Origin of the sequence: Sedimentitalea sp. XS_ASV28, from assembly GCF_041224545.1 — a bacterium.
GTDB lineage: Bacteria > Pseudomonadota > Alphaproteobacteria > Rhodobacterales > Rhodobacteraceae > Sedimentitalea.
The window spans coordinates 1-26,824 of record NZ_JBGFGP010000178.1 but is presented as its reverse complement, the minus strand read 5'-3'; the positions used below and the strand labels follow the sequence as shown (position 1 = coordinate 26,824).

General features: G+C 61.3%; 28 protein-coding genes, 2 tRNA genes, 1 pseudogene and 1 riboswitch. Of the genes and pseudogenes, 19 read left to right on the top strand and 12 right to left on the bottom strand.

Annotated elements, in window-relative coordinates; all coding sequences use genetic code 11:
• The first annotated feature begins 61 nt into the window (after window positions 1–61).
• From hflK to AB9K34_RS24090, 4 genes are all read left to right on the top strand, one after another.
• Window positions 62–1,243 (top strand): FtsH protease activity modulator HflK, encoded by a 1,182-nt coding sequence (gene hflK / locus AB9K34_RS24105; protein WP_369957310.1) that lies wholly within the window; start codon window positions 62–64, stop codon window positions 1,241–1,243.
• Complete coding sequence (hflC, locus tag AB9K34_RS24100) at window positions 1,243–2,124, top strand: protease modulator HflC (RefSeq protein ID WP_369957309.1); 882 nt, start codon at window positions 1,243–1,245, stop codon at window positions 2,122–2,124. The genes hflK and hflC overlap by 1 nt, the downstream gene beginning before the upstream one ends.
• A 9-nt stretch (window positions 2,125–2,133) precedes the next feature.
• Window positions 2,134–2,331 (top strand): DUF2065 family protein, encoded by a 198-nt coding sequence (locus tag AB9K34_RS24095; RefSeq protein WP_369957307.1) that lies wholly within the window; start codon window positions 2,134–2,136, stop codon window positions 2,329–2,331.
• A 209-nt stretch (window positions 2,332–2,540) separates the two neighbouring features.
• Window positions 2,541–3,959 carry a Do family serine endopeptidase gene (locus AB9K34_RS24090; RefSeq protein ID WP_369957416.1) on the top strand — a complete coding sequence of 473 codons (1,419 nt, stop codon included), beginning with the start codon at window positions 2,541–2,543 and terminating at the stop codon, window positions 3,957–3,959.
• A gap of 464 nt (window positions 3,960–4,423) precedes the next feature.
• Here the strand turns inward: AB9K34_RS24090 and AB9K34_RS24085 are convergent, their stop codons facing one another.
• On the bottom strand, window positions 4,424–5,098 hold the full coding sequence (locus tag AB9K34_RS24085; protein WP_369957305.1) for a Crp/Fnr family transcriptional regulator: 675 nt from the start codon (window positions 5,096–5,098) through the stop codon (window positions 4,424–4,426).
• A gap of 263 nt (window positions 5,099–5,361) precedes the next feature.
• On the opposite strand from AB9K34_RS24085, the gene AB9K34_RS24080 reads away from it, so the two are divergent.
• Window positions 5,362–5,685, top strand: a complete 324-nt coding sequence (locus AB9K34_RS24080) for a 2Fe-2S iron-sulfur cluster-binding protein (protein WP_369957304.1) — start codon at window positions 5,362–5,364, stop codon at window positions 5,683–5,685.
• Window positions 5,686–5,933: 248 nt separating this feature from the next.
• On the opposite strand, the gene purD is transcribed toward AB9K34_RS24080, so the two are convergent.
• Window positions 5,934–7,196, bottom strand: coding sequence for a phosphoribosylamine--glycine ligase (gene purD / locus AB9K34_RS24075; protein WP_369957303.1), 1,263 nt, complete (start codon window positions 7,194–7,196; stop codon window positions 5,934–5,936).
• Window positions 7,197–7,273: 77 nt separating this feature from the next.
• On the opposite strand from purD, the gene xseA reads away from it, so the two are divergent.
• Window positions 7,274–8,821, top strand: coding sequence for an exodeoxyribonuclease VII large subunit (gene xseA / locus AB9K34_RS24070; RefSeq protein ID WP_369957302.1), 1,548 nt, complete (start codon window positions 7,274–7,276; stop codon window positions 8,819–8,821).
• 26 nt (window positions 8,822–8,847) lie between these two features.
• Here xseA and AB9K34_RS24065 read toward each other — a convergent pair whose 3' ends face one another.
• Entirely contained in the window at window positions 8,848–9,249 is a 402-nt protein-coding gene (locus AB9K34_RS24065) for a hypothetical protein (RefSeq protein ID WP_369957415.1), read from the bottom strand.
• Window positions 9,250–9,376: 127 nt separating this feature from the next.
• Between AB9K34_RS24065 and ftsY the strand changes: the two genes are divergently transcribed.
• From ftsY to AB9K34_RS24050, 3 genes are read left to right on the top strand one after another with little or no spacing between them, the layout of a single operon-like run.
• The gene (gene ftsY / locus AB9K34_RS24060; protein WP_369957300.1) at window positions 9,377–10,588 is read left to right on the top strand and encodes a signal recognition particle-docking protein FtsY; all 1,212 of its coding nucleotides are present in this window, start codon (window positions 9,377–9,379) and stop codon (window positions 10,586–10,588) included.
• Between the two features lie 48 nt (window positions 10,589–10,636).
• Complete coding sequence (locus AB9K34_RS24055; protein WP_369957299.1) at window positions 10,637–11,539, top strand: EamA family transporter; 903 nt, start codon at window positions 10,637–10,639, stop codon at window positions 11,537–11,539.
• Window positions 11,540–11,547: 8 nt separating this feature from the next.
• The gene (locus tag AB9K34_RS24050; protein ID WP_369957298.1) at window positions 11,548–12,180 is read left to right on the top strand and encodes an inner membrane-spanning protein YciB; all 633 of its coding nucleotides are present in this window, start codon (window positions 11,548–11,550) and stop codon (window positions 12,178–12,180) included.
• A gap of 26 nt (window positions 12,181–12,206) precedes the next feature.
• On the opposite strand, the gene AB9K34_RS24045 is transcribed toward AB9K34_RS24050, so the two are convergent.
• The gene (locus AB9K34_RS24045; RefSeq protein ID WP_369957297.1) at window positions 12,207–13,142 is read right to left on the bottom strand and encodes an alpha/beta hydrolase; all 936 of its coding nucleotides are present in this window, start codon (window positions 13,140–13,142) and stop codon (window positions 12,207–12,209) included.
• A gap of 136 nt (window positions 13,143–13,278) precedes the next feature.
• A riboswitch (SAM riboswitch) is annotated at window positions 13,279–13,356 on the top strand.
• 60 nt (window positions 13,357–13,416) lie between these two features.
• Here AB9K34_RS24045 and metZ point away from each other — a divergent pair.
• The 5 genes and pseudogenes from metZ to AB9K34_RS24020 all read left to right on the top strand — a co-directional run.
• Window positions 13,417–14,601 (top strand): O-succinylhomoserine sulfhydrylase, encoded by a 1,185-nt coding sequence (gene metZ, locus AB9K34_RS24040; RefSeq protein ID WP_369957296.1) that lies wholly within the window; start codon window positions 13,417–13,419, stop codon window positions 14,599–14,601.
• Window positions 14,602–14,919: 318 nt separating this feature from the next.
• Window positions 14,920–16,020: a GTP cyclohydrolase FolE2 gene (gene folE2, locus AB9K34_RS24035; RefSeq protein WP_369957295.1), complete on the top strand. Its 1,101-nt coding sequence runs from the start codon at window positions 14,920–14,922 to the stop codon at window positions 16,018–16,020.
• Between the two features lie 216 nt (window positions 16,021–16,236).
• Entirely contained in the window at window positions 16,237–16,575 is a 339-nt protein-coding gene (locus AB9K34_RS24030; RefSeq protein ID WP_369957294.1) for an antifreeze protein, read from the top strand.
• 26 nt (window positions 16,576–16,601) lie between these two features.
• Complete coding sequence (locus AB9K34_RS24025; RefSeq protein ID WP_369957293.1) at window positions 16,602–17,231, top strand: hypothetical protein; 630 nt, start codon at window positions 16,602–16,604, stop codon at window positions 17,229–17,231.
• Window positions 17,232–17,994: 763 nt separating this feature from the next.
• Window positions 17,995–18,516, top strand: a pseudogene (locus AB9K34_RS24020) (transposase); the annotation flags it as partial.
• Window positions 18,517–18,557: 41 nt separating this feature from the next.
• Here the strand turns inward: AB9K34_RS24020 and AB9K34_RS24015 are convergent.
• Window positions 18,558–19,451, bottom strand: coding sequence for a LysR family transcriptional regulator (locus AB9K34_RS24015; protein ID WP_369957292.1), 894 nt, complete (start codon window positions 19,449–19,451; stop codon window positions 18,558–18,560).
• A 105-nt stretch (window positions 19,452–19,556) separates the two neighbouring features.
• Here AB9K34_RS24015 and AB9K34_RS24010 point away from each other — a divergent pair, with 105 nt between their 5' ends.
• Entirely contained in the window at window positions 19,557–20,537 is a 981-nt protein-coding gene (locus tag AB9K34_RS24010; protein ID WP_369957291.1) for a quinone oxidoreductase, read from the top strand.
• A 72-nt stretch (window positions 20,538–20,609) separates the two neighbouring features.
• Window positions 20,610–21,083, top strand: a complete 474-nt coding sequence (locus tag AB9K34_RS24005; RefSeq protein ID WP_369957290.1) for a DUF4440 domain-containing protein — start codon at window positions 20,610–20,612, stop codon at window positions 21,081–21,083.
• Window positions 21,084–21,239: 156 nt separating this feature from the next.
• Here AB9K34_RS24005 and AB9K34_RS24000 read toward each other — a convergent pair whose 3' ends face one another.
• The 6 genes from AB9K34_RS24000 to AB9K34_RS23975 form a co-directional block, all read right to left on the bottom strand.
• Entirely contained in the window at window positions 21,240–21,785 is a 546-nt protein-coding gene (locus AB9K34_RS24000; protein ID WP_369957289.1) for a 2OG-Fe(II) oxygenase, read from the bottom strand.
• 57 nt (window positions 21,786–21,842) lie between these two features.
• Complete coding sequence (locus AB9K34_RS23995) at window positions 21,843–21,989, bottom strand: hypothetical protein (RefSeq protein ID WP_369957288.1); 147 nt, start codon at window positions 21,987–21,989, stop codon at window positions 21,843–21,845.
• On the bottom strand, window positions 21,986–23,044 hold the full coding sequence (gene ada, locus AB9K34_RS23990) for a bifunctional DNA-binding transcriptional regulator/O6-methylguanine-DNA methyltransferase Ada (protein ID WP_369957287.1): 1,059 nt from the start codon (window positions 23,042–23,044) through the stop codon (window positions 21,986–21,988). The genes AB9K34_RS23995 and ada overlap by 4 nt, the downstream gene beginning before the upstream one ends.
• A gap of 289 nt (window positions 23,045–23,333) precedes the next feature.
• Entirely contained in the window at window positions 23,334–23,576 is a 243-nt protein-coding gene (locus AB9K34_RS23985; protein ID WP_369957285.1) for a hypothetical protein, read from the bottom strand.
• 24 nt (window positions 23,577–23,600) lie between these two features.
• Window positions 23,601–23,882 carry an isocitrate lyase/phosphoenolpyruvate mutase family protein gene (locus AB9K34_RS23980; protein WP_369957414.1) on the bottom strand — a complete coding sequence of 94 codons (282 nt, stop codon included), beginning with the start codon at window positions 23,880–23,882 and terminating at the stop codon, window positions 23,601–23,603.
• Window positions 23,883–23,999: 117 nt separating this feature from the next.
• A tRNA-Ser gene (locus AB9K34_RS23975) sits at window positions 24,000–24,089 on the bottom strand.
• A 929-nt stretch (window positions 24,090–25,018) separates the two neighbouring features.
• Here AB9K34_RS23975 and AB9K34_RS23970 point away from each other — a divergent pair.
• From AB9K34_RS23970 to AB9K34_RS23960, 3 genes are all read left to right on the top strand, one after another.
• Entirely contained in the window at window positions 25,019–25,648 is a 630-nt protein-coding gene (locus AB9K34_RS23970) for a hypothetical protein (protein WP_369957283.1), read from the top strand.
• On the top strand, window positions 25,642–26,064 hold the full coding sequence (locus AB9K34_RS23965; RefSeq protein WP_369957281.1) for a hypothetical protein: 423 nt from the start codon (window positions 25,642–25,644) through the stop codon (window positions 26,062–26,064). The genes AB9K34_RS23970 and AB9K34_RS23965 overlap by 7 nt, the downstream gene beginning before the upstream one ends.
• A 203-nt stretch (window positions 26,065–26,267) precedes the next feature.
• Window positions 26,268–26,343, top strand: a tRNA-Thr gene (locus AB9K34_RS23960).
• A 370-nt stretch (window positions 26,344–26,713) separates the two neighbouring features.
• Here AB9K34_RS23960 and AB9K34_RS23955 read toward each other — a convergent pair.
• A partial coding sequence (locus tag AB9K34_RS23955; RefSeq protein ID WP_369957413.1) for a transposase domain-containing protein occupies window positions 26,714–26,824 on the bottom strand: 111 nt, incomplete at its 5' end.

Genomic DNA, 26,824 nt, shown 5'->3' with positions numbered 1-26,824 from the left:
CTATCAACTGATCATCAGAACAGCGCCGGCAGGCGCGGTATGAAGAGGGGAAACACAACATATGGCGGGAAACAGTGGCGGTCCCTGGGGGGGCGGCGGTTCATCCGGCGGCGGTGGCGACGATGACGATCGTCGCAAGGGCGGCGGACGGCGAAGCGGAGAGGGCAAGCCCGGCTCGGACAATGCGCAACTCCCTGAAATCGATGAGCTGGTCAAGAAAGGCCAGGAGCAGCTGCGCGTCCTGATGGGTGGTCGCGGCGGATCCGGCCAGAAGGGCGGCGGCTCGAACGGGACCGGCGGATCCGGCGGCGGAGGCAGCCCGCTTTTCACGCGTGGAACGCTCCTGCTGGGTTTGTTGGTGGCGGCTGTCGCCTGGGGTATGGCCAGTTTCTATACCGTCAAGCCGGAAGAGAAATCGGTCGAACTGTTCCTCGGCGATTTCTCGTCGATCGGGGAACCGGGTCTGAACTTTGCACCATGGCCGTTCGTGACCGCAGAGGTGATCCCTGTCACCCGCGAACAGATCGAAGAGATCGGCGCCGGAACCCGTGGCAATGACGCGGGGCTGATGCTGACCGGGGACGAGAACATCGTCGATATCGATTTCCAGGTGGTCTGGAACATCGCGGCTCCGGACAAGTACCTGTTCAACCTGCGCGATCCCAAGCTGACCATTCAGGCGGTGTCGGAATCAGCCATGCGCGAGATCATCGCGCAGTCCGACCTTGCGCCGATCCTGAACCGGGATCGCGGTATCATCGCCCAGCGGCTCGAAGAACTGATCCAGAATACGATGGACAGTTATGACAGTGGCGTGAATATCGTGCGGGTGAACTTTGACGGCGCCGATCCCCCGGAGCCGGTCAAGGATGCCTTCCGCGAGGTGCAATCCGCCGGACAGGAACGTGACCGGCTGGAAAAACAGGCCGATGCCTATGCAAACCGTGTGCTTGCCGGTGCACGGGGTGAGGCGGCGCAGACACTGGAAGAGGCCGAAGGCTATCGCGCCCGCGTGGTCAACGAAGCGACCGGTGAAGCCAGCCGCTTCAGCGCGGTGCGCCAGGAGTATGACAAGGCCCCCGAGGTCACTCGCAAGCGTCTGTATCTGGAGACGATGGAACAGGTGCTGGGGGATGTGAACAAGGTCATCCTGGATGATACCAGCGCCGGTGGCGGTGGCCAGGGCGTCGTGCCCTACCTGCCCCTGAACGAGCTTCGCAAGCCAGCCCGGGAGACGAACTGATGCGCAAGACCACTTTTCTCCTCCCCATTCTCGTTCTGATCGTGGTCGGTGCCCTGTCGGCGATCTTTATCGTGGACGAACGCGAGCGTGCTTTGGTGCTGCAATTCGGTCGGGTGGTCGACGTCAAGGACGAACCCGGCCTTGCGTTCAAGATTCCGGTGATCCAGGAGGTCGTGACCTATGATGACCGTATCCTCGGTCGCGAAGTCGGACCGCTTGAGGTCACGCCGCTGGATGACCGGCGGCTGGTCGTCGACGCGTTTGCGCGCTATCGCATCAATGACGTGCGCCAGTTCCGGGAAGCGGTCGGTGTCGGTGCCATCCCCGCCGCCGAGGCGCGGTTGGACTCGATCCTGCGGTCACAGATTCGCGAGGTTCTGGGTTCGGTCAGTTCGGATGACATCCTGAGTTCCGACCGGGCCACGCTGATGCTGCGTATTCGCAACGCGGCGATTTCCGAAGCGCGCGAACTGGGTCTTGAGGTGATCGACGTGCGTCTTAAGCGCACAGACCTGCCGCAGGCCAACCTCGAAGCGACCTTTGCCCGGATGCGGGCCGAGCGCGAACGCGAGGCGGCGGACGAGGTCGCGCGCGGTGAAGAGGCGGCACAGCGGGTGCGCGCACAGGCAGACCGGACCGTGGTCGAACTTGTCTCCGATGCCCAGCGTGAGGCAGAAATCATCCGCGGTGAAGCCGACGCGCTGCGCAACAGCATCTTTGCCGAAGCCTATGGAAAAGATCAGGAATTCTTTGAATTCTATCGGTCACTCATTGCCTATCAGCGTGCGTTGAAGGGGAGTAATTCGTCGATGGTCATGTCGCCTGATTCAGAATTCTTCGACTACATGCGCTCGCCCACAGGCGTGGTGCCGCAAGAGTAAGGACGCCCGATGGGGATGATCCTTCTGGCCCTCGGGCTGGTCTTGGTTGTCGAGGGGCTGGCCTGGGTGCTGGCCCCTTCGCTTGTCGAGCAGATGCTCGAAATGCTGCGCAACCTGTCGATCCCGGCGCGCCGCCAGGTCGGCGCGCTTGCCATCGTCAGCGGTCTGATCCTGTTGTGGTGCGCGCAATGGCTGGGCGTGCTGTAACCGCACGAGAGATGTCGTCGTTCAAATCCGCATGAATATGGGCAATACCCTTTGCGGTAGGCCGCAAAGCCCCTACATTGTTCAGCGAAAGCGGGATCGGCGCGGCATTTCGCCGATCCCGGAACAAGGAATACTAAAGAGGAGATGGCACAGTGAGGCCACCGGCAATTGCAATTTCAGCGGCAGACGATCACCCCCACCGGGCGGGGATGCGATTGCTATGGATGGGGTTCCTGGCTCTGAGCTTCTTTCTGGTACAGGCGCTCGCAGCGCAGGCAAAGCCCGAAAGCCTTGCCCCGCTCGCCGAAAAGATCAGCCCGGCTGTTGTCAACATCACGACATCCACGGTGGTCGAGGGGCGGACGGGGCCGCAGGGCATCGTGCCCGAAGGCTCGCCGTTCGAGGATTTTTTTCGCGAATTCCAGGATCGCAACAATAACGGCGAACAGCGCCCGCGCCGCTCGTCGGCCCTGGGCTCGGGCTTCGTGATCTCGGAAGATGGCTATGTGGTGACCAACAATCACGTGATCGACGGGGCGGACGAGATCCTGATCGAGTTCTTCTCGGGCGGCGAACTGCCGGCGAAGGTGGTCGGAACCGATCCGAATACCGATATCGCCCTGCTCAAGGTGGAATCGGATGAACCGCTGGCTTTTGTCAATTTCGGCGATAGCGACAACGCGCTTGTCGGTGACTGGGTGATGGCGATGGGCAATCCGCTGGGGCAGGGATTCTCGGTGTCTGCGGGCATCGTTTCGGCGCGCAATCGCGCGCTTTCGGGCACCTATGACGACTACATCCAGACCGACGCCGCGATCAACCGGGGCAATTCCGGCGGACCGTTGTTCAACATGGATGGCGAGGTCATAGGTGTGAACACGGCGATCCTGTCGCCGAACGGCGGTTCGATCGGTATCGGGTTCTCGATGGCGTCCAACGTGGTGACGCGTGTGGTCGACCAGTTGAAGGAATTCGGCGAAACCCGTCGTGGCTGGCTGGGCGTGCGCATCCAGGACGTCACCGAGGAAATCGCCGAGGCCATGGGGCTGGAAGTTGTGGCCGGCGCGCTGATTACCGACGTTCCCGAGGGGCCGGCCAAGGAGGCGGGTTTGTTGTCAGGAGATGTGATCGTCAATTTTGACGGCACCGAAGTCACCGATACCCGCAGCCTCGTGCGCAAGGTCGGCAACACCGCCGTCGGCAAGGCCGTGCGCGTGGTGGTGTTCCGCGACGGCGCAACCAAAACCGTGCTGGTAACGCTGGGACGCCGCGAAGAGGCCGAGGGCGCGGTTCCTGCTGCGGCGACACAACCGGATGCCGATATCAAGGAAGAAGAGGTGCTCGGCATGACCATCGCGGTTCTGACCCCGCAGTTGCGCGAGGATCTCGGGATCGAGGATGCTCCGGGTGGTCTTGTGGTGACGGATATCGATGAAACCTCCGAAGCCTTTGAAAAAGGTCTTCGGGCCGGCGATCTCATCACCGAGGTTGGCCAGCAGAAGGTGACATCCCTGACCCAGATGGACGAGCAGATCACGGCCGCTCGCGAGGCCGGACGCAAGTCGCTGTTGCTGCTGGTGCGGCGTGGCGGTGATCCGCGCTTTGTCGCGCTCAGCATAGAAGACTGAAGGTAACGCGGCGATCGCCGCGATCCCCTTCTGAAACGGTAAAGAGCCATGCGTTTTCACGCATGGCTCTTTTTCCTGGGGCCGGGAGGGGAGGAGCACACAGGGAAAATGCCCGGCCCTGGAAACTGGGGGACAGGTGGCTAGGGCCACCTGCCCGGGAAGTGCAATTGCTTCTGATTGAAAATGAACTGGTTATCGGGGGAAACAGGGGAACTGATTAAAAATCCAAGCGCGGAAATACGGGGTCTTGGGACACGGGGCAGGAACAATATCGGAGCGAAATAGAACGGGATGTCATGTTTGCTCCTTTCTTCTCAAATCCTTGACTTTGTCAGATGTGTTGCACGTCTTATGCATCCTTTTTGCCCGAGAATCGTTCCTGCGTATGTGAACCAGCACACATAACAGTGGAAAATTTCCACAAATTCGATTTTTTTGAGCCGGCAGCGGCGCCGGTGCCGGGATCAGATCTGGTCCGGCTCCGCCAGGCGCGACAGGCCTTCCCAATCGACAATCACCAGCCCGCCCCGCGCGCCCTGAATGATTCCGTCCCGTTTCCAGATCGACAGAATTTTGGAGACCGCCTCGCGGGTGGCGCCGACAAACTCCGCCAGTTCCGCCTGAGACAGATCCAGCTTGCAGGGCGTCGCCGCCATTTCCGGGGCGAGGTGCTGGATCTTGCGGGCAAGCCGCGTCGGCAGCGGCAGGAATACCTGCTCGTTGAGCTGCCGCCCCATCCACCGCATCCGCTGTCCGGCAAGGTGGATCATGTCGACGGCAAGTTCGGGTTGCTGGCGGATTTGCCTGAGCACGTCCGCGTGACGCACACGCCACAGCAGCGAATCTTCGACGGCCGTTGCGGTCGCCGTGCGGGCGCCGGGATCGAACATGGTGATCTCTCCGAACATTTCCCCGCGTCGCATCATTTCAAGCGTCAGCTTGCGACCATCCATTGCCAGCACGCTGAATTCCACGGCGCCATCGATGATTGCATAAAGCGCATCCCCCTCGTCACCCTGTTCGAACAGGGTTTCCCCTGCCGACAGGGTAATTTCGGTGGCCTGCTCGGCCAGCATCTTTTTCAGCCCGGCCGATACATCCGACAGGAATCCGATTTCGGGCAGGCTCTGCGGTGCCATGCGATATTTCCCTCTGCTCTCTGGCGGCACACTAGCAAATTTCGCAGGACCGGCAAAAGCGTGAAACGCCGTTCTTGTGTGGTCAGAAGCGCATTTTGCGGCTTTGGTCGGTCAGGCCCGGACTCCGGCCGGGAGGGTTGGCTCACCGGTGCGGCTCTGTCGGTTTTGGCAGATTCCGAGTCCGGCCGACGGCAGAATCGGCTGGCATGCTCCAGAATGCTTGACTAAAGAGAAGTCCGAGACACGCAAGGGAGCCGGAAGATATGGCAAAAATCACCTATATCGAGCATGGCGGCAAAGAGCATGTCGTCGAGGTCGCCAACGGGCTGACCGTGATGGAAGGGGCACGTGACAACAACATTCCGGGGATCGAAGCCGATTGCGGTGGCGCGTGCGCCTGTTCGACATGCCACGTTTATGTGGACCCGGCCTGGGTGGAGAAGGTACCGGCCAAGGACGACATGGAAGAGGACATGCTAGACTTTGCCTATGAGCCGGACCCCGTCCGCTCGCGCCTGACCTGCCAGATCAAGGTGACGGATGCGCTGGACGGGTTGGTCGTCCAGATGCCCGAGAAGCAAATCTGAGATCGGACCGGGCGCGGCGTCTGCCCGCCCGCCGGTGGACAGGTTTCGTCCGCCGCGCCGCGCTGGCCGCGGTATTTTCCTGCGGATGTCGAAGTTGCCCGGTCGCCTGACTGGTCGATTGAAAATCCGGTCTCGCCCGCCACCTGGTCGGGGGAACAGCGGGCGCGAGACGCGTCGCTTGCGAAAGCTCAAACGGACCTGAAACCCCGGGTTCTATCCGGACCGCCGCGGCGCAGGTGACCTGGGGGCTAGAGCGCCCGCCAGCCGATATCGTCCCGATAAAAGCCTCCGGGCCAGTCGATTGCATCGGCCATCTCATAGGCGCGCCGGCGGGCTTCGGCGAGTGTGTCGCCCCGCGCGGTGAGGTTCAGAACGCGACCGCCGGTGGCGACGAACCGGCCATCATGTCGTCCCGTACCCGCGTGAAAGCACATTTGCGCGCTGGTTTCGGGCAGGGCATCAAGCCCGCCGATCACGTCGCCTTTCTGATAGCTGCCGGGATAGCCCTGCGCCGCCATGACGACCGTCATGGCGTGATCGTCCGCCCAGTGAACCTGTGCCTCGTGCAGCCGGCCCTCGGCGGCCGCGTGCATCAGATCCATGGCCTGGGCTCCGAGCCGCATCATCAGGACCTGGCATTCGGGATCGCCGAAGCGCACGTTGTACTCGACCAGGCGCGGCTGGCCGTCCTTGATCATCAGCCCGACGTAAAGAACACCCTGATAGGGCATGTCGCGACGTGCCATCTCGGTCATGGTCGGGCGCACGATCTCGTTCAGGGCCTTCTCGGTGATCTCGTCCGTCATGACCGGGGCGGGGGAATAGGCTCCCATGCCGCCGGTGTTCGGGCCGGTGTCGCCCTCGCCGACGCGCTTGTGATCTTGTGCGGTGCCGATGGGCAGCACGGTTTCGCCGTCGCAGAGCACGAAGAACGAGGCTTCTTCCCCGTCCATGTACTCTTCAATCACGACCTCGGCGCCGGCTCCGCCAAAGGCGCCGCCGAACATGTCGTCGACGGCGGCGAGCGCCTCGGCTTCGGTCATCGCGACGATCACGCCCTTGCCCGCCGCGAGCCCGTCCGCCTTGACCACGATCGGAGCACCGCGCGCGCGCACATGCGCCCGGGCGGCATCGGCGTCGGTGAAGTGGCCATACGCCGCTGTCGGCGCGTTGGCGGCATCGCAAATCTCTTTGGTAAAGCTCTTGGAGGCTTCGAGCCGTGCCGCCGCCGCCGAGGGGCCAAAGACGAGAAATCCGCCTTCGCGCAAGCGGTCGGCGACACCGGCGGCGAGCGGAGCCTCGGGGCCGATGATCACGAAATCGATGGCGTTGTCTTCACAGAACGCCACCACCTCGCCGCCATCCTCGATCTCCAGCGCCGCGCAGGTCGCGATCTGCGCGATGCCCGCATTGCCGGGGGCGACGATCAGCTTGTCACATTTCGGATTCTGCATCACCGCCCAGGCCAGGCTATGCTCGCGCCCGCCGCTGCCGAGAATGAGGATGTTCATGGAAATGCGCTCCGATCTGCTTGGCCTTGTTGCGCTCGCGTTCTAAGCTGCGCGCACAGGCGAAACAAGGCACCCTCATGAGCGATCTGATAGACGACCCCTTGCCGGGGCAGAACCTGCCGGAATATTCGGTGTCGGAACTCTCGGGTGCGGTCAAACGGACGCTTGAGGGCGAATTCGGGCGAATCCGGGTCAAGGGCGAAGTGGGGCGCGTGTTCAAGGCGCGCTCGGGGCATCTCTATTTCGACGTCAAGGATGACCGTTCTGTGCTCGCCTGCACCACGTGGAAAGGCCAGATCGCGGGGTTGTCCGTGGTTCCCGAAGAGGGGCTCGAAGTGGTGGTGACGGGCCGCATGACCGCGTTTGGCGGACAATCGAAATACAACCTGAATGTCGACGAGGTGGCGGTCGCCGGGCAGGGTGCGCTGATGGCGCTGCTTGAAAAACGCAAGGCACAACTCGCGGCCGAGGGATTGTTCGATCCCGCGCGCAAGCGGCCCCTGCCATACCTGCCCGAGATCATCGGGGTTGTCACCTCGCCGTCGGGAGCGGTGATTCGCGACATCCTGCACCGGCTGCGCGACCGGTTCCCCCGCAAGGTTCTGATCTGGCCGGTGGCGGTGCAGGGGGCGGCCTGTGCGCCGGAAGTGGCCCGCGCCATCGCCGGGTTCAACCGGCTGACGCCGGGCGGGGCGTTGCCGCGCCCCGATCTGCTCATTGTGGCGCGGGGTGGTGGTTCGGTCGAGGATTTGTGGGGCTTCAACGAGGAAATCGTCGCCCGCGCCGCCGCCGCATCCGACATTCCGCTGATTTCGGCGGTCGGTCACGAAACCGATACCACACTGATCGATTTCGTTTCGGACCAGCGGGCACCGACACCCACGGCGGCGGCGGAACTGGCGGTGCCGGTGCGGCTTGACCTGATTGTGCATATGGATGCGCAGGGCGCGCGTCTCAGTCGTGCGATAAGCCAGGGGATCACACGGCGACGCCAGCGGCTGGCCGACATGGCACGCGCGCTGCCCCGGCCCGACAGCCTGCTTGATTCGCCTCGCCAGCGGCTGGACCAGGTGGGCGACCGGCTTGATTCGGCGCTGATCCGATCGGTGCAGACCCGACGCATCCGGCTGGCCGACCTGTCAGGCAGCCTGCGTCCTTCGGCGTTGCAGAGAATGCTGCGCAACCATCGCCAGGAGCTTGACGCAAAGGGGCGGCGTTTGTCGCAGGCCCAGGCGCGGGCGCTGCGCAGGCGAGCGGAGACCGTCAGTGGCATCGCCGCGCGGCTGCGTCCGACACAGCTGGCGGCGCGTCTTGACCAGAAGTCCGCCAGCTACCGCGTGCTGAGCAACCGCCTGGCCGTTGCGGCGACCACCGGCACCGCGCGCCTGCGCAGCAAGGTCGAGGGGATGGATCGGCTGCTGTCCACGCTGGGATATCAGGCAACGCTCAGGCGCGGCTATGCCGTGGTGCGCGCGGACGAACGTATCGTCACGTCCCGGGAAGAGGCGGCCGGTGCCGCGACGCTTGAGATCCAGTTTGCCGACGGGCGTCTGGCGGTGGCCAATGGCACCTCGCGCAAATCCGCCACGAGACGCAAAAAACCCGAGCAGGGCAGTCTGTTTTAACGGGGCAACGAAGGCGAAGCGGGGGATCAGACTCCGACTTCCGGCCCGTAGCAGAGCATTTCGTCGTCGTTTTCGCGCGCCTCGTAGAGTTGGGTTTCGTCCGGGCTGTTTTCGAACCGCGCCACCAGTCCGCGCGGGCCCAGCGAAAAGGCCCAGCATTGCACGTCGAGCCGATCTTCATAGACAAAGCAGATCTGCTCGTCCTTCTGATACCAGACACCTTGCATGCACTTGCCATCGAGGAATGACCAGATCACCCGCCGGTCGTCCAGATAGCGCTCGACCCCGTAGGCCTTGCCGTCATATCCGTAATACAAGGTCTTGCCGCGGGTGTAGGCATCAAAGGCCTCTGCGGACATCGGGTCCTGTGCCGCTGCCTGACCGGCGGCAAGACACAGGGGAATACACAGGGGAATCAGAGCGCGCATCATCATGATGCGACCATGCCAGAATGCCGTGGGACATTCCAAGGGCATACAGGCAGAGCATCGCGGAGACCCTTTCAAACCGGGTCAAACCCGATTAGGTGAGAGAACGACCCGCGTGGAGACCGGCATGGCGTTTTTCAAGAAACTCAAGGACAAGCTGTTCAAATCCTCTTCGAAACTCGAAGAAGGGCTTGATGCGATCGTCGAGGATGGCGGCGAGGTGGAAGACCTCTCGCAATCGACCGAGCCGCCTGCCGCCCCGGTTGCGCCCCCCGCCGAGGTGCCGGCACCGGCTGAACCGGACGCGCCCGTGCCCCCGGTCGAGCATCCGGCGCCGGAGATCACGCCCGAACCTGTTCCCGAGGCGGAACCGGCACCGGAGCGTGGTCCGACGGACCCCGTGCCCCCATCCGCGCCACAGGAAGTGCCATCGAAGCAAGCTCAATCGCCCGGTCTGCTCGGGCGTCTGCTGGGCCGGTCGGGAGCGGCACCGGTGGTGCGGCGGGTGCTGGATGACGACATGCTGGAGCAGCTTGAAGAGCTGTTGATCTCGGCCGATATGGGCGTGGATACCGCGCTGCGTGTCACCGCCAACATGGCCGAAGGACGCTTTGGCAAGAAGCTCTCGACAGACGAGATCAAGGCTTTGCTCGCCAGCGAGATCGCGCGGATCATGGAACCCGTGGCGCGTCCGCTGCCGATCTATCCCAAACGGCCGCAGGTGGTGCTGGTGGTCGGGGTGAACGGGTCGGGCAAGACAACCACCATCGGCAAGCTGGCCAGCCAGTTCAAGGCCGCAGGAAAATCGGTCGTGATTGCCGCGGGCGATACGTTTCGGGCCGCTGCGGTCGAACAGTTGCAGGTCTGGGGCGAGCGTGCCGGGGTGCCGGTTCTGACGGCGCCCGAAGGCTCGGATCCGGCCAGTCTGGCATTTGACGCGATGACCAGGGCGCAGGAAGACGGCGCCGATCTGTTGATGATCGACACCGCAGGGCGGTTGCAGAACCGCGCCGACCTGATGGAAGAACTGGCCAAGATCGTGCGGGTCATTCGCAAGAAGGATCCGGATGCGCCGCATAACACCCTGTTGGTGCTGGACGCGACGACCGGACAGAACGCTCTCAGCCAGGTCGAGACGTTCCGCAAGATTTCCGATGTCTCGGGGCTGGTCATGACCAAGCTGGACGGCACGGCCAAGGGGGGCGTGCTGGTGGCGCTGGCCGACAAGTTCGGGCTGCCCATTCACGCGATCGGCGTCGGGGAACAGATCGATGATCTCGCGCCCTTTGACCCCGAGGAATTTGCCGCTGCCCTGACCGGGGCGGACAGCCCGGCGTGATCGGGGAACCGGCGCGCGCGACGATGGCGCGAAAGGCAATCGCCAGCGATGGGTGAGTGGCTGCTGTCGCTCGAAGGCACCGCCGCCGGACACGCGCTTGCCCTGTGGCTGGCGCTCGCGGCGGCGTTTCTGCATGCGATATTCGGCGCATTGCAGAAGGGACGGCACGACCCGTGGCTGTCACGCGGGGCCATCGATGCCTCCTATTGCCTGATGGCGGCGCCATTTGCCTTGTTCGTCGTTCCCTGGCCGCAACCGCATATGTGGCCCATTTTTGCAGGGGCCTGGATCATCCACGTGATCTACAAGGTGTTGCAGGCTCTGGCCTATACCAAGGGATCCTACACCGTGGTCTATCCGGTGGTGCGCGGTACCGGCTCATTATTCGCGGTGATCGGTGCCTATCTGCTGTTCGGTGAAGTTTTCACGGTGCAGCAATGGGCCGGGGTGGCGGTGCTGCTCGCGGGGATCTTCGGGCTCGCCGCGTATAACCTGCGCTATCTGGACAGTCAGCGCGAGACGCTTCATATGGCGTTGGCGCTGGCGGTCATGACCGGTCTTTTCGTGGCGCTCTATACCACCTATGACGCCTTCGGCATTCGTGCCGCGGCCGATCCTTTCACCTTTCTGGCTTGGTTCTTCATGATCGACGGGGTGGTGATGCCGGTCTATGCGCTGATGCGCTGGCCGGCGATGGCCGAGCCTCCGGAATTGCCCCCGCTCGTGGTGCGCGGCGTGGTGGGGGGGCTTGTCGCCTTTGCCAGTTTCGGGGGAATCATGCTGGCGACGCGTCTGGATAAGGTGGGCGAGGCGGCGGTGTTGCGCGAAACGTCAACCGTGTTTGCGGCGCTGATCGGTTGGCTGGTGTTGAAAGAGACGGTGGGCCCGCGCCGGATCACACTTATGACCTTGATCGCTGCTGGCGCGGTGATAGTTGAGATGGGCGGATAGGAGCGAACATGGCAGAGCAGAAACCAAAAGAGATCAACATGGTCCTCAAGCAGGTTCTGGAACTGGGGCCGACCATCGCCTTTTTCCTGCTCTACCTGCGCATTCAGGACGAGGTTTTCACCCTCAACGGAACCGAATATTCGGGCTTTATCGTTGCGGCGGTCGTGTTTGTGCCGATCCTGCTGGTGTCGATGGCGATCCTGTGGCGGTTGACCGGTCATCTCAGCCGGATGCAGATATTCACCGCGATCATGGTGATCTTTTTCGGCGGGCTCACGGCGTGGTTCAACGATGAGAAGTTCTTCAAGATGAAGACCACCATCGTCTACCTCTGCTTTTCCACCTTGCTTGGCATCGGGTTGGTGCAGGGCAAATCCTATCTGGCCTACGTGATGGGCGAACTGATGCCCATGAAGAACGAGGGCTGGATGATCCTGACCCGTCGCCTGTTCGTGGTCTTCATCATACTGGCGATCGGAAACGAACTGGTGTGGCGCAACATGTCGGATGCAGCCTGGGTCAAGATCGAGACCTTTGCGTTTCCCGCCGCGCTATTCGGCTTTCTGTGGTGGCAGATTCTCGCCTTGCAGAAATACATGATCGACCCCGACGACAAATCGGACCCGGACGTCCGCGCCTGACGGCCCCATGCGCGGGGCCGGCGCGATCAGGTGGACGTCTGTTTGAACATTACCGGTTGCGGCAATCGGGGTCGCGGGCATATCCGTGACCAGCGTCTTGCCGGGCGTGCCGGCAACCCGGCGCGCAGGCGATCGAGCGTCAGGATCGCGGGGCGGCGCATCAGATCGGCATAGAAATCGAGTATCCCGGGGCGCATGTAGCTCGACCAGTGACAGATGCGCCGGGCCGGCGGCGCGATCCGGGCCCCGAGGCGGGACAGGTGCGTCAGCGTGTCGGCGCAATCCAGTTGCAGTGTCACTGCGTTTTCGGCGTTCAGCCCCTGACCCAGAGTGCGGTCGTCGTGCCGTGGCGGTGCGATCAGACGCTCGTATAGGCAATCGTAGATGTCATTCTCGCGGCTGGTGACATTGATGAAGCTGGCGGTACGCCCGGCCTCGGTTTGCAGGGCGTCAAGCATCCGGGACTGATAGCAGGCACCGGTCATCGAAATGATGCGATCCACCGCGCCTTGCGGCAGGTGGTGCAGGGCCTCGGCGGCCACCTCGATCCCCATGGAATGTGCCATGATATGCACCCGACGATGCGGCGCGCGTTTCCTGAGCAGCCTCAGCGTGCTGGCCAGCGCCCGGCCCGCACCGGCGGCGCGACGCCGCGCCCCCCAGATCGACCCGCGCGCGCTCCAGCCGAGAGCCAGCCCGAGGCCGGCGTCTGGTGCGGTGTCGCCAAGGCCCAGCCCGCGCGGCCAGCTTGGCGCGATCCTGGGCAGGGGTTCGGGGTCAAGACTCAGGATGTGACGGTGCGGACAATGGCGAAGGCTGCCGGGCTCGTAGCCGAACCCGTGGATCATCACGACCACCGGGCCGGCCCCATCCGCTTCCCGGCCGAGGACACTGGCGAGGGATTGCGGCGAGCCGTGCAACCCGCATTCCTCGTCCCCTGCATTCAGTCGAATGATCGCCATCGCTCCGGTCTCATACAAGATGATGTGTCGTCAGCTTGCCTTGACGCTAGGTGACAATGATGAAGGACGTGTTACGGAACCGTAACGGCGGGCTCACAATGGCTTGACCCGCAGCGCGTGGTCAGGCTATGGGACCATCATGCGACGTGGCGATTTGTTACCGGATTGCGGGCCACGATAAACAACACCGCTAAAAGGTCAGGATGAAAGGCTCCTTTCGCTTGACCGCGATCGGGGCCATTTCTATGTGCCCCCACTTGGACAAGAGGGTGATATGACCAAGATCTGGAACAAGCGCACGACGGCGGTTCACGGCGGAACGCGGCGCAGTCAGTATGGCGAAGTGAGCGAAGCGATCTTCTTGACGCAGGGCTTCGTCTACGACAGCGCCGAAGCCGCGGAGGCGCGGTTCATCGAGGCTGGCGAGGATGAATTCATCTATGCGCGCTATGGCAACCCGACGGTGCGCATGTTCGAGGAACGGATCGCGGCGCTGGAAGGGGCCGAGGACGCGTTTGCCGCGGCCTCGGGGATGGCGGCGGTTTCGGGTGCGCTGACCGCGATGCTCAAGGCGGGAGATCACGTGGTGTCGGCGCGTGCGCTGTTCGGATCTTGTCTCTACGTGCTTGAAGATGTCCTCAGCCGTTTCGGCGTCGAGGTGACATTCGTTGATGGCACCGATCTGGAGCAATGGAAGGCGGCAATCCGCCCGGACACGCGCGCGGTGTTCTTTGAGTCGGTGTCCAATCCAACGCTGGAAGTGATCGATATCTCGGCGGTCAGTGCCCTGGCGCATGCGGTCGGTGCAACTGTTCTGGTCGACAATGTGTTTGCGACGCCGGTGTTCTCGCGCGCGATCGAACAGGGCGCGGACGTGGTGGTCTATTCCGCGACCAAGCATATCGACGGTCAGGGTCGGGCGCTTGGCGGGATCATCCTCGGCACCCGTTCGTTCATTCGCAAGACGGTTGAGCCCTATATGAAACATACGGGCGGAGCGATGAGTCCGTTCAGCGCCTGGATCATGCTCAAGGGGCTGGAGACCATGTCGCTCCGGGTCAATGCGCAGGCGGCCTCGGCGCTGGCAATTGCCGATGCGCTGCAAGGTCACGATGGTCTGGCGCGAGTGCTGTATCCAGGGCATCCATCGCACGCGCAGCATGATCTGTGCCTGTCGCAGATGGGCAAGGGCGGTACGGTTGTGTCGCTTGATCTCAAGGGGAGCCAGGCGGCGGCATTCCGCTTTCTCAACGCGCTGCGCATCCCGAAGATTTCCAACAATCTCGGGGATGCGAAATCGATCGTGACCCACCCGGCCACGACCACGCATCAGAGGTTGAGCGAAGATCAGCGTGCGGAACTCGGCATCACGCCGGGCCTGATCCGGTTTTCGGTGGGGATCGAGGATACCGATGACCTGATCGCCGATCTGCGGCAGGCGCTGACGGCTGCAGGCTAGGCGACGTCGGTCCGGATCCGTCGCAAGGCGCGAGCAAGCGATCAATCAGAAGGGTGGATCGCCGCGCCGATTTTGCCGCCTGGCATGACGGGTGTTTCGATACGCTGAATACGCCGCGCCCGCGGATCAGTCGCCCGGGCGAAGTCTTGCGCGACGTCCCGCCCTGATTCCGACCTCTGCATCGGCATCGGACACGCCACCGTGAATGATCCGCCACGGTGTTTTTCGCGTAGTCAAAGGTGGCAATGGAAATACGGACGTCAACAAACTATGTTGAAGGCTGCACAACCGCCCGGCAGGGCAGGACAGGAGCGCAAGATGAACATCCATACGCCGGACGTCGAAAAAGGCCCGGATGACAGCGAAGCCAAGGCAGCGCTCGATGTTTTGCGCGCATGGGCACGTCGCGCGAGCGAGGCTGAGATACTGGCGCTTGATCCTGCGGTTGCGCGTCTGCTGCCCGAATCGGGGCTGAACTATCCGTCTCTGTCGCGCGACTATCCGGAGGATTTCACGGTCGATGCGGCCTACAAGGCGTCGATGCCCGACCTGCAGAATGGCCCGTCCAGCCTCATTCGCGGATCGCAGCAACAGATTCAGCATGTGGGCATCAGCAATTTCCGCCTTCCTATCCGCTTTCACACCAGGCAGGACGGTGATCTGACGCTGGAGACCTCGGTCACCGGCACCGTGAGCCTTGATGCCGGCAAGAAGGGCATCAACATGTCGCGCATCATGCGCAGCTTCTACAAGCATTCCGAGCGGACCTTCAGCTTTGAGGTCATCGAAGCGGCGCTTGATGATTACATGACCGATCTCGACAGTCTGGATGCACGGATACAGATGCGGTTCTCCTTTCCCACGCGGGTCGAGAGCCTGCGATCGGGTTTGTCCGGTTTCCAGTATTACGACATCGCGCTCGAACTTGTCGAAACCGCGGGTGTACGCAAGAAGATCATGCATCTGGACTATGTCTATTCCTCGACCTGTCCTTGTTCTCTGGAGCTTTCGGAACATGCCCGCGCCCTGCGCGGTCAGCTTGCCACCCCGCATTCCCAGCGATCCGTGGCGCGGATTTCGGTCGAGGTCGAACGGGATGCGGGCTGCCTGTGGTTCGAGGATTTGATCGACGCCTGCCGCCGTGCCGTTCCGACCGAAACACAGGTCATGGTAAAGCGCGAGGACGAGCAGGCCTTTGCAGAGTTGAACGCGGCCAACCCGATTTTTGTCGAAGATGCCGCACGATTGTTTTGCGAGCAGCTCAAGGCGGATCATCGCATTCGCGATTTCCGCGTTGTCGCCAGTCACCAGGAGAGCCTGCACAGCCATGATGCGGTCAGCATCCTGACCGAAGGCGAGCTTTTCGCGGCGCAAAGCCTCGATCCCCGGTTGTTTGGCACGCTGGTTCATCCCGGCTGATTCCCTGTCGGTGAATGAAATGGATTTGTGCCGCCGTCGGCGCATTCCCGCTTGAAATTCGGCATTGACTTCTGTCACTTACCGCCGGGCACGCGCGATTACGCCGCATCGCAGCATTCATTGCTGCAATGCGCGCATTTCTCGTGTATGAACGGCGGAAGCAGGGCTGAATCCATCCCGGGATTTCCGGGAAGGGCCCGCCGGAGGCAAGAGCAGATGAACCACGCCATCGACCGCTTTGGCGACATGGCCGACACTTGGGTAGCCGTGACCAGGCTCATGGCGGATGCCCAGTGTGTGCTCACCATGCGTTTGCTGGGGCTTTCCGGCGTCTGGTCATTGCCGGAAGGTGAAAGCCAGACAATGGTCGGTGAAAAGGTTCCGGTCTTTACCGAGGCGGCCCTGAGCGGAACCTTTGCTATGATGTCCGGACGCAGCCCCCACAAGGTGTTTCGGGAAACACTGAAGCCAATTTCGAGCAAGGCCAGCGCCAATCGTGAACGATTGGAAGATCGTGGTCCGCTGGTCTTTGGCCGGCGTGTGACCCGCGCCTGAACATGATTGAACGGAGTAACACAAGAATGACCCCTTTGCCGAACGCGCTGGAAGTACAGGCTGCTTATGCACGGATGACCAGCCAGATTTTTTGCAACAACCTCAAGCTCGTCGAGATGATGACCCGCACCGCCCTTCAGGCACAGATGGCGCCGCTTCGTGCCATGCAGAGCGCGGCATTCGCGAATACGCGCGCCGTCAAGTCGGCACCTAAGCCGGCGACCAGCATCGCGCCGAAGCCGACTGCCAGGACCGCGCCGAAACCCGCTACGAAGGCTGTGCCGAAACCAACAGCCAAGGCGGCCCCGAAGCCCGCGGCAAAAGCGGCTCCGGCGGTGAAAGCCGCGCAGGCACCCGCCGCCAAGTCGGCTCCGAAGCCTGCTGCAAAAGACACTCCGGCACCAGCATCCGCAACGAAATCTCCCGCGAAGGCTGCAGCGAAACCGGCTGCCGAGGTATCACCGAAGCCCACTGCGAAGGCTGCGCCGAAACCAACCGCCGGGGTAGCATCGCAACCTGCTGTAAAAGCTACCTCGACACCCGCCGCCAAGACGACCCCGAAGCCCGCCGCAAAAACCGCACCCCAATCGGCGCGCGCGACAGCCAAACCGGCCACAAAACCTGCACCGTCCGTCACGGCGACGACCAAATCCTGAACCTCGGGCGACCCCGCTTGGGGATGACAGTATCCGAACAGATTAGATAACCCGCACTCCCGACGCGGCCCGCAAGATTGCTGGCCGCGTCCTTCGCTTGGGCCGTGGCGCAGGAATCACCTGCCGGTTTCAGGCTTGTTTTGACGAATTTGCGGCATGTGGCGCAAAACAGGGTGACGCTGATCAGGGCTTCCAACTGGCAACGGTCCGATTGAATTCAAATGCGCAGTCAGATTTCCGGCCTATCGAGGCGCTGCTCTCCCGTCTCGTGGAGGCGGAGACCAGCACGGTCATCAAAAGGCGTATGAAAAGAAGATCGGGCCTATCGAACAGGAAAAACTGCTGCTCGCTGAAAAGGCGAAAGCAACAGGCAATCCGAAAGCAACCTTCGAGAAAATGTTCGAACTCGCGATCTGCTTTCCCACAAGCCTTTGGAAAGTCTGGGAAACAGGTCGTTTCGACCTGCAGCGACTCGTGCTCAGGCTGGCTTTTACAGACCGCTTTGCCTACCGCCGGAATGAGGAGTTTCTAACCCGGGGGGTTTCGTTTCTTTTCAAAATGTTAAGGGAAGAAATCGTGCTGGGTTGCAAAATGACGGGGCATGCGGGATAGCGATGAGAACTATGTCTACTCCATAGCCCTCTAAAGCCTTCCTTAACGCAAATTTTGAAGAAAGAGGGCACATATCGTCCATATCACGGCGTAACGATAGAGCGTGTGGACAGATTTGACCAAGATGAATCCGGCGTGTCCGTTGTCAGTTGATTTGGAACACGAGCGCCTGATCGCTGATACCACCTACGGCACGGCGCCGATTCTGGGCTGGCTGGTCGAGCGTAAATCGCCCCGCACATCCCGGTCTTCGACAAAACAGGGCGCAGTGACGGGACCTGGACTCGCGCCGACTTCGAGTGGGATGCCGACAACGATCAATACATTTGCCCGAGGGGCACGAGCTGAAGCAATTCCGCCGAAACCCGACCCCAACCGGGGTCCGGCAGGCAAGGGAATGGCCCGCTGTCGCGCCTCCAAAGAGGTCCGTCAGGCCTGTCCTTCCAAGGTGACATGATGCACGAACGCGGATGTCCGCAAGACCACCCGCGAGGAATATGAAGACGCCCGCCAGGTCGCCCGCGACATCGCTAAAACCGACCAATACCTCATCTCGGTGAAGCTGCGGAAGAAGGTCGAGATGTTCTTCGCCCACCTCACACGGCCCCTTGGCCTGAACAGGCTGCGATTACGTGGTCCACGCGGCGCAAATGACGAATTCCTCTTGGGCTCAGAGCCGACCTTGGACGCGGAGTGGGCCGACCTAGGCCGATGTTACCCCCGGTACCGCATCGACTCTCGAAAGACTGAAAAGCTGCGCGCGGCAAGCCGTCGGTTGGGGTAGTAGAGGTGGTAGCCCGGCCCATAGGGGCACCACTCCTCCATCACCGCGATCAAAGCACCGCTTTCAAGATGCGGTGCGGCAAGGTCTTCGGGCAGATAGGCCAGACCGGCGCCTTCGAGTGCTGAGTTCAGGATCGGCAACACGCTGTTGAATGCAAGCTGACCTTCTACGCGGACATTGATTTCCTTGCCGTCCTTCACGAAACTCCACGGAAAGAACGAGCCTGCGGTCACCGAGCGCAGATTGATGCAGGGCAGCCCGGTGAGGTCGTGGGGTGTCTCGGGGCTGGGATGCCGGTCGAAATATGAAGGTGCGCCGACCACGAGGAACCGGAAATCCGGGCCGATCCGCATGGCGATCATGTCCTTGCTGACCGCATCACCCAAACGGACACCAGCGTCAAAGCTGTCCTCGATAATGTCGGTGAAGCCGTAGTTGATCGAGAATTCGACCTCGATTTCCGGGTATGTCTCCAGAAAGTCCTGCAGTTTTGGGCGGAAGATCGTCTCGATCACATAATCATTGCAGGTGATGCGCACCTTGCCGCCGGGCCGGTCGCGCAGATCGCCGAGATTGTCCAGTTCGATATCGATCTGCTCGAAGAGCGGCCCAACCGACTGGATCAGTTGCTCGCCCGCTTCGGTCGGCGCAACATTACGGGTGGTTCGGTTCAGAAGCCGGATCCCCAGCCGCTCTTCCAGATTACGCACGGCATGACTGAGAGCAGAGGGCGTCATCCCCAGCCGGGCCGCCGCTTTCGTAAAGCTGCGCTCTTTCGCTACGGCAAGGAAGGAAGAGATGTCGCTGTGCGGACCGGACGGCATTACTGAATTATTCTCACAGGTTCATGAAAGACAGTGTGGCTAACTATCATAATGCTTTCGGCCTACCTTCATGCCAACCGAAATCGACATGCGAAGGAGCAAGAGATGCAGGAAGTGGTTTTGAATAAATTTGGCGGCCCGGAAAATCTGGTCGTGGAAACGGCTGCCGACCTGAAGGCGGGGCCGGGCGAGGTACTGATCGACGTGGAAGCCGCCGGGATCAATTTTCTGGATGTGACGCAGCGCAGCGGAACCTCGGCCGTTCACAAGGTCGAACTGCCGCTGGTTCCAGGCCTTGAGGGCGTGGGGCGGGTTCGCGAACTGGGCGCCGGCATCAACGAGACCGACGATATCAAGGTCGGCTCCCGCGTGGCCTGGATGGACGGGCGCGGGTCTTACGCGAGTCAGGTGGTGATCTCGCCCGAGCGGATCGTGCCGGTGCCGGATGATTTCACCCTCAGCCAAGGCCTGATATTTCAGGCGCTGACCGCGCATTATCTGGTCCATGAATATCGCGATGTGAAGCCGGGTCACCGGGTTCTGGTCCATGCCGCCTCGGGTGGGGTCGGGCAATTGCTGGTGCAGTGGCTGAAACATCTGGGCGCCTGGGTCGTCGGTACCGTCTCGACCGAGGAAAAGGCGGAAGCCGTCCGCGCGCTGGGTGCCGATGAGGTGGTCGTCTATGGCCGCGATTATGACTTCAAGGATCATGTGCTTGCGCTGACCAATGGGGAAGGTGTCGATCTGGCCTTTGACGGGCTGGGTGAAAAGACCCTGATGAACACGATCGGATCGTTGCGCCGAGGCGGCACGGTCGTTGCCATCGGCGCGGCCTCCGGTCCGATCCCCGCGATTGAACCGACCGTGCTGACGCCCAAGGCGCTGCGGCTGGCGGGTGGCTCTGTCTTCAGCTTCGTCGCCGATCCGGCCGAGTTGCGCAAGCGCGCTGCCGATGTCGTGACGGGCATTCAGGAGGGCTGGCTGAAGCTGGAAAGCGCCACCGAATACCCGCTGGACGGCGCGGCGGAGGCCCATGCCGATCTGGAGAACCGCCGAGCCAAGGGCAAGCTATATCTGAAGCCTTGATTTTCTGCTCCCCCGGCATCCGGGGGAGCCAATTTACCCCAAAGTTAGGAAACAGAGATGAAATCCAACATTATGTTTGCCGCCGCATTGGCGCTGTCCCCCCTCACCTTGAACACGGCCATTGCGCAAAATGAAACAGCAACCGAAGAACGCACTGACGCTCAGGCCATACAGGCTATCCATAAGGAATGGGCGGAACTGATCGCTGAAAAGGACAGTGCGGCAATTGGCACGCTCTACGCTGAAAACGCTGTGCTGATGGCACCGGGCGAGCCTGTCGTGGAAGGCGCCAAGGCCATTGAGGCCCGCTGGGCGCGCCAGCTTACGCTGGACGGCTTCGATTTCAGCCTGACGCCGCAGCAGCTGGTCGTCTCATCCTCGGGCGATCTGGCCCATGATCGCGGCAGCTATGATTTTGCCGCCACACTGCCGCAAGGCGCGATTACCGATACCGGCAAATATGTCCTCGTCTGGCAGAAGATCGACGGCGACTGGAAGGTCATTGCCGACATCTTCAACAGCAATCCCGCCGACGCGGCTGAGTAATCTGGAAAGGAAAACCATGACGTAGTCGCTCACCTGTCCTGCCGTAACGAACAGGTTCAGCCGCTTGATACGGCAGTGGAGACTGTCATTCCTGACATTCGTGAATCGGGCGAAAATCGCGGTGCGAAATCCAGACTGATGCCTTCATTGCATAGATCATTTCGCATCATGGAAAATGATCCCGACTGTATGGCGCTGGCCGCTGCGCAGGCGGCTGACGCCATGGCGCAGGTTCACGCGGTAGGCACCGCGTGTGCCCTGCACCGGTCGGTTGTGGACGGCGAAGACCACGGCGTCGCCCTGGTGGAGCGGCACCACCTCGGCGCGGCTTTGCATGCGGGGGCGCTGTTCGGTCAGCACGAACTCGCCGCCGGTAAAGTCGCGGCCCGGTTCCGACAGCAGGAACGCCACCTGAAGCGGGAAGGCCAGATCGCCGTAGAGATCCTGGTGCAGACAGTTGAAGTCTCCCGCTTCGTATTGCAGCAGCAGGGGCGTCGGGCGCGTCTGCCCGGCATCGTGGCATTGGCGCAGAAAATCTGCATGCGCTTCGGGATAGCGCCGATCGACACCCATACGTTCGTTCCAGCTATTGGCGATGCCGACCAGCCGGGGCCACAGCGCCGTGCGCAACCCGCCCAGCAGGTCCGGCAGCGGATATTTGAAATAGCGGTACTCGCCCTTGCCGAAGCCGTGTCGCGCCATGTGGATATGGCTGCGGAAATGCTGCTCCTGCGGATAGAGCGCCGCAAGGTCGCGGCATTACTGCGACCTCAGCACGCCTTTCAATGTCGCACAGCCAAAGCCGTTCATCTCATCAGCAAATGTGTCCCAATCATAGGCGGACAGACGTTCCTCGGCGGATTCGACCACGGCCTTGGTCGGGATGAAGTCCCTTATGACGTTCATGCGGCGGATTCCTTTTCCAGAAGGGCACGTTTGCGTTCGATCCCCCAGCGATAGCCGGAGAGATCGCCATCGCTGCGCACCACGCGGTGGCAGGGGATCGCCACGGCGATCTTGTTGGCTGCGCAGGCCTGCGCCACGGCGCGAACCGATTTCGGCGCGCCGATCCTGCGGGCGATGTCGGTATAGCTGACGGTCTCGCCCACTGGGATATCGCGCAGAGCCTGCCAGACACGCTGCTGGAACGCGGTGCCGCGAATGTCGAGCGGCAGGTCCAGCCCGATCTGCGGAGCCTCGACGAAGCCCACCACCTGGGCGACGCGCGTCTCGAAGTCTGCATCGCCGCCGATCAGGTTGGCCTTTGGAAAGCGGTCCTGCAGGTCATGAACCAATGCTTCGGGATCATCGCCCATGTTGATCGCGCAGATGCCCTTGTCGGTTTCGGCGACGAGGATCGCGCCGAGCGCGCTTTCACCAACGGCGAAGCGGATGTTGGTATCCTTGCCGCCCTGGCGGTAGGCCGTGGGCGTCATCCCCAGCACCTGGTCGGATGTCTCGTAAAACCGGCTGTTCGCGTTGAACCCGGCGTCATAGATTGCTTCGGTCACGGTGTTCTCCTTGTCATGCAGTTCTGCGCAGACCTTGCGGGCGCGATGCGCTGTCGCCCATTCACGCGGTGTCAGTCCGGTAATCGCCTTGAACTGGCGGTGAAAGTAATGGCTGCTGAATCCTATGCGCGCCGCGAGGTCATCCAGCTTTGGTATGTCGTCCCAGGCCTCGATGATCCGGCAGGCCTCGGCAATGATCCCGGCATTGGCCGCTGCCGCGGACTGCCCTTTTGGATTGCAGCGCAGGCAGGGACGGAAGCCATCCAACTCGGCGGCCTTCGAAGTGTCATAAAAGGTTACGTTTGCGGGTCTGGCCCGGCGCGACGGGCAGGACGGGCGACAATAGATGCCGGTGGTTTTCACCGCGAAGACAAAGCTGCCATCCGCGTCCGAATCCCGGTTCAGGACGTTTTGCCAGCGGGGGTCCTGTTCGGTCGGGACTTGGTTCATGGTTTTTTTCTCTCTTCTGTTCCTGAGACTAATATAAGCCATCTTTTCCCCGGCTCACTCCGCCGCTTGCTTTCAAATCCGGTCGCTTATGCAATGCGGTGAACTCTGTGTTGCGAGAGGTGAAACACCTCGCCGGTGTGCAATCGTAATTCGGCAGTGCCGCCAGGCAGCACCTGCATTTCGGCCAGCCCGGCGCGGACCAGATCGCAGGCCCATTCCAACCGCACCGCTCTGTCCAGAAGATTGCGTGTATTCAGTATAGGCGCAGAGATCGGCATGTGCCGGGCCGTCAATCGTCGCGATCGCCCGCACAACTGTCGGGCCGGGGTCTGGAGCTCCGCTTTTCGGGCGGAACACCGCAATTATTCACCCGCTGCTCATCCGTCCATTTCGCGCCCAGCCGTTCCTTGCCGGTTTTGGCTGTGGGCGTGAGCGCCGGGTGTTGTGCGACACCATCATCCGCCGTTTGGTCAGTCTCTTGCGTATCGGCGGCGATCGACAAGGCGATGACGCGAGTCAGATATAGCATCATGAGCCAGCCCTCCCTTTCATGTTGTCAGCCGAAGCTCGCCGCAGGCAGACTGCCGGTCCGGCGTAATTCCTCCGCCGCGGCCATGAAAGCCGCTCTGGCCGGCGCGGCGAGGAAGCCGCCGACGCTGACGCGTGCGACACCGAGAACCTGCAAATCTGCGGCCCGCATCTCCGGGCTGATCAACAGCACGTTGACGGGTTTGGGCGCGACGGCGCGGACGATGGCGCCGATATCCTCCGCCGCCGAAACACCCGGGGCGTAAAGCAGATCGGCCCCAGCCTCGGCATAGGCCTGCAACCGGTCAATGGTGGCGGACAGCTTTCAATGGCCGTCTGGCCTACTGCCGGAATGAGGGGTTTCGAACCCTGGAGGTTTCGTTTCTGTTCAAAGTGTTAAGGGGGGAATCCATGCCGGATTGCAAAATGGCGGAGAGACAGGGATTCGAACCCTGGGACCCCGTGAAGGGTCAACGGTTTTCGAGACCGCCCCGTTCGACCACTCCGGCACCTCTCCGCGGGGGTCTGGTGGCTGCGTTTAATCTGGATCGCCCAAGGTGGCAAGTGTCGTTTTTACATCGAACAGCCATGAGTTTAGTTTTGAGTCGGGATCATGCGCTCTTTCGTAACCGCCCGGTTTCTACCTGGGCGGCTGGATCATGTCGCATGGCGCTTGTCTCAAGATATCATAGCGATCTACGTTGCCTCTGGTTTTGTTTACAATGCGAGGGCTTTTGGTGGATCGACGTCTGCTTGATCTGCCGGCTCGCAATCATCCATTCGCTGCAGCAGGTTCAGGATATGGGTTTTGGTTGGCGAACCCGCGTCCAGTGCCTTCTCCACCGCCCGTATAACAGCCTGAGATAGAAAACCCGGAAGAGTTCGCCACAACGCGTTGTAATCCCCGGACGTAATCTCCCTCAGTCTCTTCACCTGCCTGCCCCTGTCACTCTCTGTTTGGGGCATCAGGCCTGCCGCTCACGGCTGGGGATTTTTCAAACGGCGGTTTTGGGGAGATTACGTCCGGGGATTACAGTACCACAAAAACGCGAAAACGGGCCAGCCATGGATATGCGCATCGCCCAACAATCGGCTAAGTGCTTCGCAGAAGAATCGACGACGAAGGCAGCAAGATGCTACTCGACGAGTCCGGCGTCGCTGGCTTGCTGCGCCACATCTACGGCCACTGTCGCATGTCTAGATGGTGAGTGAGTTCGCCAAGGCAAGGCCGACACTCAACACGCCGGACATTGGCTACAAGGTGGCTGATAACCCGGCTGTCCTACGTCGATGTTTGCGACTATCTGATCCGCCTGCGCAACGCCGCGCCGTTGGATGGCAAGTCGGACTCGTGATCGACGGCACGAGCATTGGCTGGGTCGTGTCGGACATGCTATTCGACCAGTCCGTCCCGCATGTAGCGATCCAGATGACGGGCGGGCAGGAATGGCGGCGCTCCGGACGGTATGTCAACGCGAGCAAGACCATGATGATCGAGAACCTTGCGTGCTGTTCGCGGCGGGCGAATTGAAGTTCGCTCACGACCTGCCGCTTCGGCAGGAGATCGAGGAGGACCTTGGATCGTTCATGACGCAGACAACGGCGGCTGGCAACATGGTGATCAGCCAGAGCCGCAACGCGTCGGGTCACGGTGACTTGGGCATCGGTTTGATCCGTGCCGCCTTCGCTTCCCAATGCCGCGCGCCGCAGAGCATCAAGGTCAGCCATCTGCGGGGATGGTACGGAAATTCCGGGTGCTCTCGTCAATTCCGGGTGCTCTCGTCGCGCTCGTGTCCGCTGCCGGACGAGTTCGACGAGACACGCGCAGCGACCTCCGAAAAATCGCGCGCTGCTGGGCGGTTATTGCGCTTACCTATGCCGCATGCGAGCGAGGCGAGCCTTTGCGACAATCGCGGAGAGTGCTACTGCGGCTTCAATTCCGCCAGTTTCATAAATCGCGAGCTTGATAAGACGCCCAATTGTAACTTCGTCAAACCCAGAGTTGATAATTATATCCGAGGCCCTATCCAACCCAGGATATCGTTCGGGCCTATGCTGTTGTCTAGATCATGTTGACTGAAATGCCTGCCGTGAGCCACCTTTTGGCATGGACCCAAAAGCGCGATACCGTTTCAAAAAACAGGCTGACGCTATCGGCCAAGGAGGCTTTGCGTCGTGCATGCCCAGCCGCAGCGCCTTGGCTCGACGACGAGCACAAGTTAGTCATTGAACGCATCTTCGCGGAGGCGGAGCAACGGTCGGTGTGGAGGGGTATCCCGTTCGAGGTCGATCACATCGTCCCTCTGAAGGGTAGGTGCCCGCATACGCTTGAGCGTAATGTCTGCAGTTTGCACGTCTATTGGAACCTGCGCGTTATCCCAATGCAGGTGAACCGCAGCAAGTCGGACTTCTTCGATACGGATTGGCCAGGTGGTGGCGACGGGGAGCGAACGGGCGAGGAGGGTGACAGTGACGACGACATCCCATTCTGACGACATTGGTACACTAAAAACGGACATGTGATCAGGTACAGATTTTGCTTATAAGTCAGTTATGATGGATTGCACCTCGACCACCAAACGTTTAAACGACGGGGAGCGAGCGCGAGTCACTTGCCATCAATTTCATCGTAATTGCGTGGCAGTGAAATTCGGGGTCGCGATAGCCAAGGAAACGCCCCTGTTTTCAACGGTTTGCCCCTATAGCTCAGCTGGTAGAGCAACTGATTTGTAATCAGTAGGTCCGCGGTTCGAGTCCGTGTGGGGGCACCATTTCACATTCTTCGGTGCGTATCGCCTCTAAAACCTTGAATGGAAAGGTGGTTTTTGGTGTTCGATACCCTCATTTTTCTTGTACTTGATTGGCTCGAAAAGAATCAAGCTCAGCACAGCGCGTTGCCAGGAAAAACTGGAATTTTTCCATATATTATAAGGGCTCCCCAGAACCTTCATTGAGTGTTCGAACACTTGATTGAAGTGTGGGTGGCTAACAGTCAAATTGACCTCGTTTTGGGTCATGATTTCCTTCTCATAGACCAGCTCTTCGATCTTCTTTTCGTATGAGCAAGGTCAATCAGCGTCATGATCATTGACCAGAGAGTTGTGAGTATTTCCGTAAGCGGTGTCTGCGGCCCACGCGGGATCAGCTTGACGGATTGAAGTTCCAGGGAAGCAGATCGTCGATCTTGCTGGCTGTGTGACCGGCGGCGATCACCTCAAGGGTCGCCCTGAGATACGCGAATAGTTCGACGCC